The sequence below is a fragment of the Nocardia sp. NPDC060220 genome (assembly GCF_042727815.1).
Classification (GTDB): domain Bacteria; phylum Actinomycetota; class Actinomycetes; order Mycobacteriales; family Mycobacteriaceae; genus Nocardia.
Genome location: NZ_JBHWZY010000370.1, coordinates 1 through 6491, shown reverse-complemented (window position 1 = coordinate 6491; position 6491 = coordinate 1). Strand labels below are relative to the sequence as shown.

The window sequence follows — 6491 nt, the reverse complement described above, 5'->3', positions numbered from 1 at the left end:
GGACAAGGCCGGGCTGAGCGCCGAGGCGGGCAAGGTGACCGGCCTGATCGGCCCGAACGGCGCGGGCAAGAGCACCCTGTTCGACGTGATCTGCGGATTGCGGCGACCGGTGACCGGCCGGGTCACCATGAACGGCCGCGACGTCACCCGGCTCGGGCCCGCCCGCCGGGCCGGGCACGGGATGGCGCGGACCTTTCAGCGGCTGGAACTGTTCGGCCGCTTGAGCGTTCGCGACAACCTGCTCGTCGCCGCGGAACTCGGGCGCCACCGGCGCGACGCCGCCGGGATCGTCGACGGGCTCCTCGACCGACTCGGACTGGACGAGGTCGCCGACACCGCCGCCGACGATCTGCCGACCGGCACCGGCCGGCTGGTCGAGGTGGGCCGGGCGATGGCCGCCCGGCCCAGCGTGGTCCTGCTCGACGAGCCGGCGGCCGGCCTCGACCACACCGAAACCGAGCGGTTCGCCGCACTGTTGCGGTCGCTGGCCGCCGACGGTGTCGCGGTACTGCTCGTCGAGCACGACATGGGCCTGGTCATGAATGTCTGCGACCAGCTCTACGTACTCGACCTCGGCGCGATCATCAGTTCCGGGCCGCCCGAGGTGATCCGCCGTGACGCCGCCGTACTCGCCGCCTACCTGGGAGAAGGATGACCTCGTCACTGGAATTACACGGTGTCCGCGCGGCCTACGACGCGATCACGGTGCTGCACGGTGTCGACCTGCGGGTCGGCGCCGGCGAGGTGGTCGCCCTGCTCGGTCCCAACGGGGCGGGTAAGACCACCACCCTGCGGGTCGCGGCCGGGGTGCGTGCGGTCACCGCGGGCCGACTGGTCCTCGGAGGCCGAGACGTCACCGGGGCCGACCCCCGCGATCTGGCGGCCGCCGGGGTCTGCCTGATCCCCGAGGGCCGTGGCGTGTTCCCCAACCTGTCGGTCCGCGACAACCTGCTGATGATGACCTTCACCGGCAAGACCCACGCCGAGATCGAGGAAGTGGCGTTCAGCCGATTCCCGATTCTCGCCCAACGCGCCGACCAGATCGCGGGCACGATGTCGGGCGGCGAACAGCAGATGCTCGCGCTCGCCCGGGGATTGGCCACCGACCCCGCCGTGCTGCTACTCGACGAACTGTCCATGGGCTTGGCCCCGCTGGTCGTCGAGCGGCTCTACGAACAGGTCGGTGAGATCGCCCGCCAAGGCGTGGCGGTGCTGGTCGTCGAGCAGTTCGCCGCCGCCGTCCTCGACATCGCCGACCACGCGGCCGTGCTGGTGCGCGGCCGCATCGAACACCAGGGGCCCGCCGACGGCGAACTCCGCCGCGAACTGGCCAACCTCTACCTAGGAAGTCACTGATGACCGAAACACGTGCCGACCGCTTCGCTCGCGAACTGGCCGAATTGAAGATCCCCGATCCCGCCTCGGGCCGGGGGAGTCTGTGGTTGCGCCTCGGCGCGACCGCGATGGTGGCGGGCCCGGCGCTCGCCGTGGTGGCCTACTTCTTGGCGCACAACACCTCCGATCCGCTGGCCCAGCGCGACGCACTGGCGCTCGCGCTGGTCGGGGTGGCGCTCAGTGTCGTCGGCGCCGCGCTGTTCGTCCGCTACTCGCTCACCGGTGTGTTGCGATTCTGGATGGCACGCCAGTCCTACGATCTGAACCAGCTCGGTGATCGCCTGTCGGAGAACCGAATTCAATTGGACGACGCAGCGTCCGTGGCGTGATGAGCGCCTGATCGAGATAGGGATCGCCCCCCACATGAGGGCGATCCCGATCGAGGTTACACAGCGTAATACCTTCACGCACAGCGTAATATGTTCATACACAGCGCAATTCGGTCACGCGCAGCGCAGTTCGGTCACACGCCGCGCGGGATGTCGAGGAATTGTGCGTCGATCGCGGTGTCGAGCGCACCCATGGTCGCGCCGAGTTCGGCGGCCAGCGTCCGCACCGTGGCGACGTCCTTGCGCAGGAACTCACCGACCGCGGCGTGGAACGCGGCCACCGAACCCTTCGCCGCCACACTGGCGGCGGCGCGACTGGCTCCGCTGGCCCGCTGGAGCGCCGACAGCAGGGTCGCCTCGTCGACGCCGAGTTCGGCGGCCAGCTGCACGGCTTCGGTGATCAGGCCGAGCTGGGCCGCGAACAGCGCGTTGTTGACCAGCTTCACGCACTGGCCCGTACCGAGTGGACCCACCGCAAGCACCGGGTCCGCGTAACTCCGCAGGACCGGAAGAGCGCGGGCGACGGCGTCTTCGGCGCCACCGGCGAACACGGTGAGGGTGCCCGCATCGATATCGGGTGGCCCACCGCTGACCGGCGCGTCGACCACCCCGATATCGGAGGAATTGGCTTGCGCGGCAATGTCGTCGGCAGTTCGTGGGCTACCGGTGGTGTGCACGATGAGCACCGACCCGCCGGGCATGCTCGCCAGCAGCGGAGTATCGAGGCAGACCTCGCGGACCTGGGCGTCGCTGAACACACAGACCACGACGGCGTCCGCCCCGGTGCCGACCGCGGCCGTGAACGACACGGGCTCGGCACCCAACTCGGTGATCCGTCGGCGCGCGTCGCCGGACCGACCGAGCGCGCGCACTTCGTGCCCCGCCGCGACGAGACGGCGCACCATCGGAGCGCCCATCCGCCCCACCCCGATGAACCCGATCCGCAAGGCGGTCATCGCGGATGGCCGATGAGGCTCAGTGTCTCGTCGGCCGCGGTCAGCGCGACACCGGTCTCGGCGTCGGCCCCGGTGGCGAGTTCGGCGAGCAGCCCGACGTCCTTGCGCAGGGTGTGCCCGGCGTGCTCACCGATCCGAGCCAGCGTGCCGGCCAGGATACGACCGAGGGCGAAGCTGTTCGCCGACCCGTTCGCGATCACCTCGCCGAGCTTGGCTTGGTCGACGCCGAGGTCGCGGCCGAGCGCCAGAGTGCTCGCCGCGGTCGCGAGATTCGCGGTGAACAGCAGATTGTTGAGCAGCTTGGTGACCTGGCCCGCCCCGGTATCGCCCAGGTGCACCACCGGATCGGCGTAGGTGCCGAACACCGGCCTGCACCGGTCGACCGCCTCGACCGGGCCACCGGTCATGACGAGCAATCGCCCCTGGGCGACCGCGGGCGCACCGCCGCTGACCGCGGCGTCGATCAACGTAACGCCTTGTGCCGCAGCGGTTTCGGCGAGCTCGCGGCAGGTGTCGGGATGAACAGTGCTGTGCACGGCCACGATCGCGCCCGGCGCGAGTCCGCCGAGCACGCCGTCCTCGCCGGTCAGGACCTCACGGATGTCGGCGTCGTTACCCACGCACAAACAGACCAGGTCGCTGGCCTGGGCGAGGGCGCGCGGGGTGGGCGCGATCTCGGCCGCGGTCTCGGCGAACTGCTCGAGCGTGGCGGGTCTGCGTGCCCACAGGGTGGTCCGATACCCGGCCGCCACGATTCGCTGCGCCATCGGCGCACCCTGACTACCCAACCCGATGAATCCGATGCGCATCAGCGCACCTCCTATTCGATATGCCACTCACGCAGTAGGTTCGGGCCGCGGGCGCCAGAACAGCGCGAGCAGTCCCGTGGTCGACACCACGCCGGCGCCGAGTGCGATGACGCCCCCGGCCCAGCCGGTGACAGTGATTCCGGCGGCGTGATCGATCGACAGGCGACCCGGGCCGGTGAAGGCCAGCGCCAGCGCGACCACCGCCAGGACGAGTACGTACTCGTACCCCTCCTTGAAGACGAAGAATCCGTTCGCGCGGTGCGCGAGCAGCCCGGCGACGAGCATGACCGCGATCACCGCCGCGCAGGCCAACGGTGTGGCGAGGCCGAGGATCAGCAGCACGCCCGCCCCGATCTCGGCGACCACACTCGCCCAGGCTTGCAAGACACCGTTGCGCAGGCCGAGGCCGGCGAACCAGCGGGCCGTGCCCGCGATCCGCCCGCCACCGAGCCAGTGGTTGAGTCCGTGCGCGATCATCGTGACGCCGACGACGAGCCGGATCAGAGTCGGCGCCACATCGGTGACATCCATGGGTTCACCTCCTGAGCCACGACGGGGTGGCTCGGTCGAATCGGGTCAGTTGTCGCTGGTCAGCAGGAGGACACCGCTCGGGGTCAGCCCGCCGCTGCTGGTCACCGCGACCCGCGCGCCCTCGACCTGGCGCGGGCCCGCCTCGCCGCGCAGCTGGCTGACGGCCTCGTGCAACAGCCCCATGCCGTGGGTGCGGCCGTGGGAGAGCTGGCCACCGTGGGTGTTGAGCGGGAGCAGCCCGTCGCGCGCGATGTTCTTGCCGCCGTCGAGGAAGTCCTTGGCCTCGCCGATCCCACAGAAGCCGAGGGCTTCGATCCCGGACAGGCAGTTGAAGGTGAATCCGTCGTAGAGTTCGGCGACGTCGACATCGGTGGGGCGCAGCGAGGTACGCGACCACAGGTGCGCGGCCTGGCCCAGGACCTGTGGTTCATGGGTCAGGGTGCTCTGGTCCCATTCGATCCGTTCGAGGATCTGGGTACCGACCGCGGCGACCCGCACCGGTGGCTTCGCCAGATCCGGGGTGGTGTCGATCGCCGAGACCAGCACGGCGACCGCGCCGTCGCAGGGGACATCGCAGTCGTAGAGCCCGAACGGGGTGGTGACCGGCCTGGCTTCGAGGTACTCCGGCATCGTCAGGGGTTCGCGATAGACCGCCGTCGGATTCAGCTCGGCGTTGGCGCGCTGGTTCAGCGCGATCCAGCCGAGCGTTTCCCGGGTGGTGCCGTAGCGATGGAAATGCCGTTGGGCGTTCTGCGCCAACGTATGCGCGGCCGAGGTGGCGCCGAAGGGCATCATCCAACTGGTGGTCCGGCCGCCCGTCGGCGTGATCTTGCCGGTGCGCATGAGTTCGTTGTACGTCGCCTCCCAGACGGTGCGGAAGCACAGGACGTGCCTGGCCAACCCGCCGGCGACGGCCAACATCGCCGCGATCACCGACCCGCCGGGACCGAAGGTCTCGAAACCGCCGCTGTACCAGGTCGGTCGCAGACCCAGCGCGGCCTCGAGCGCGGTTACGCCGCCCTCGCCGAAACCGCCGACATTGCCGCCGCCGGGATAGGTCGACAAGCCGTCGATGTCGGCCATGGTGAGCCCGGCATCGGCGACCGCGCGCTCGCAAGCCGAGATCGTCAGCGACAGCGGCGAAACCATCAGCCGCCGACCGATATCCGACATCCCGATCCCGGTGATGGCGACCTTGTCCTCGAACTTGTCCCGTCCGATCATCGGCCGCACGTGCTCGCCGAACCGGTGCGGTTCGATCTCGTCGGCGGGCAGCGGCGCGGGTTCGGGCTGGTCGGCGGTCGGCCGGAACAGCGGCAACCACACATCCGCGTCCTGTTCGAACACGACCTCCATCCGCATCCCCAGCACGAGGTCGGCCGGGTCACAGCCCACCACATTGGTGGTCAGGCGAACCCGGAGATCCTCCTCGACCGCGACCTGGGCCACCACATACGGCGCGGGTAGCCCCGGCACGCTGAACCGCTGGTTGACGGTGAAGCCGACCAGGGTGGCGAAGCCGGAGACCTCCCGGACCCTGAGGGTGTGCCCGTGGCAGTACCGGCACACCGGCTGTGGTGGATGGATCAGGGCCGCGCAAGAACCGCACTCCTGGATCCGCAGGCGCCCGTCGGCGCCCGCGGTCCAGAAGAACTCGTTCTCCGCGGTCACCTGGGGCAGGGGCCGCCCCGATGGCTCGGCCATCTCGTTCCTCACCGATGGCTGGGCCATCTTGTTGTTCACCGATGGCTCGGCCATCGCGTTGCTCACTGTGTACTGGCGTCCCGCTGGGCTGTGACGGGTGCCGCGAGTTGCTGTTCGTCACAGATCGTCTGGAGTTTCGCCAGCGTCTCGTCGAGTCCGGCTCCCAGCCGCACGCCCGGGGTGAACGTCGCCGGGAGGTGCCGCATGCCCTGGATGACCCCGATGGTGTCGTAGTGCACCGTGGTCTCGGGATCACAGCGGTAGTCCGGCATCCGGTCCAGCACGGCGAGCAGCATGCGCTTGAACACGGTCCGCGCCACGTTCGAGCCGATGCACCGGTGGATACCGAGCCCGAAGCTGTAGTGCCGGTTGCGCCGTCGGTCCAGGATGACCTCGTTGGGATCGTCGAAGACCGCCGGATCCCGATTGGCCATCGCCCACGACAGCCACACCCGATCGCCTTCCTTGAACTGGGTGCCGACGACCTCGCAATCCTCGGCCATCGTGCGCCCGTCACCCGGTGCGGGCGTGTAGTAGCGCAGGAATTCCTCGGTGGCGGAATCGAGGAGATCATCGCGCTCGCGGCTCAGTGTCTCGCGCTGGTCCGGGTTCTCCGAGAGCCATTCCAGGGCGTGCGCGGTGAGCGCGGTCGTGGTGTCGAAGCCGCCGCCGATGAGCAGGCCGAGCATGCCCAGCATTTCCATATCGGGGAGCGGCTCGCCGTTCATCGTCGCGTTGTTGATCGCGTTGATCAGGCCGGGCCGAGG

The 6491-nt window shown here is 69.5% G+C and carries 7 protein-coding genes and 1 pseudogene; 3 read left to right on the top strand and 5 right to left on the bottom strand.

The genetic code is table 11. The features are described 5' to 3' along the window. From ACFWF3_RS19745 to ACFWF3_RS19735, 3 genes are all read left to right on the top strand, one after another. Nucleotides 1-655 (top strand): ABC transporter ATP-binding protein (locus ACFWF3_RS19745; protein WP_379314770.1); only part of this gene is annotated, 655 nt, incomplete at its 5' end. Next, complete coding sequence (locus ACFWF3_RS19740) at nucleotides 652-1356, top strand: ABC transporter ATP-binding protein (RefSeq protein ID WP_379314769.1); 705 nt, start codon at nucleotides 652-654, stop codon at nucleotides 1354-1356. The genes ACFWF3_RS19745 and ACFWF3_RS19740, both read left to right, overlap by 4 nt. Next, on the top strand, nucleotides 1356-1724 hold the full coding sequence (locus ACFWF3_RS19735) for a hypothetical protein (RefSeq protein WP_379297474.1): 369 nt from the start codon (nucleotides 1356-1358) through the stop codon (nucleotides 1722-1724). The genes ACFWF3_RS19740 and ACFWF3_RS19735 overlap by 1 nt, the downstream gene beginning before the upstream one ends. 134 nt (nucleotides 1725-1858) lie before the next feature. Here the strand turns inward: ACFWF3_RS19735 and ACFWF3_RS19730 are convergent. The 5 genes and pseudogenes from ACFWF3_RS19730 to ACFWF3_RS19710 form a co-directional block, all read right to left on the bottom strand. Continuing rightward, nucleotides 1859-2698 (bottom strand): annotated as a pseudogene (locus ACFWF3_RS19730) (NAD(P)-dependent oxidoreductase); the annotation flags it as partial. After that, nucleotides 2677-3489 (bottom strand): NAD(P)-dependent oxidoreductase, encoded by an 813-nt coding sequence (locus ACFWF3_RS19725; protein WP_379314768.1) that lies wholly within the window; start codon nucleotides 3487-3489, stop codon nucleotides 2677-2679. The gene ACFWF3_RS19725 and the pseudogene ACFWF3_RS19730, both read right to left, overlap by 22 nt. 27 nt (nucleotides 3490-3516) lie before the next feature. Continuing rightward, a complete protein-coding gene (locus ACFWF3_RS19720) occupies nucleotides 3517-4020 on the bottom strand; it encodes a DoxX family protein (protein ID WP_379314767.1) in 504 nt (167 codons plus the stop codon). Nucleotides 4021-4065: 45 nt separating this feature from the next. Next, nucleotides 4066-5724 (bottom strand): OB-fold domain-containing protein, encoded by a 1659-nt coding sequence (locus ACFWF3_RS19715; protein WP_379314771.1) that lies wholly within the window; start codon nucleotides 5722-5724, stop codon nucleotides 4066-4068. Between the two features lie 62 nt (nucleotides 5725-5786). Further along, nucleotides 5787-6491 (bottom strand): cytochrome P450 (locus tag ACFWF3_RS19710; RefSeq protein WP_379314766.1); only part of this gene is annotated, 705 nt, incomplete at its 5' end.

Coding starts and splice junctions, on each gene's coding strand:
- ACFWF3_RS19725 (WP_379314768.1), bottom strand. CDS start 3,489: ATGCGCATCGGATTCATCGGGTTGGGTAGTCAGGGTGCGCCGATGGCG.
- ACFWF3_RS19740 (WP_379314769.1), top strand. CDS start 652: ATGACCTCGTCACTGGAATTACACGGTGTCCGCGCGGCCTACGACGCG.
- ACFWF3_RS19720 (WP_379314767.1), bottom strand. CDS start 4,020: ATGGATGTCACCGATGTGGCGCCGACTCTGATCCGGCTCGTCGTCGGC.
- ACFWF3_RS19735 (WP_379297474.1), top strand. CDS start 1,356: ATGACCGAAACACGTGCCGACCGCTTCGCTCGCGAACTGGCCGAATTG.
- ACFWF3_RS19715 (WP_379314771.1), bottom strand. CDS start 5,724: ATGGCCGAGCCATCGGGGCGGCCCCTGCCCCAGGTGACCGCGGAGAAC.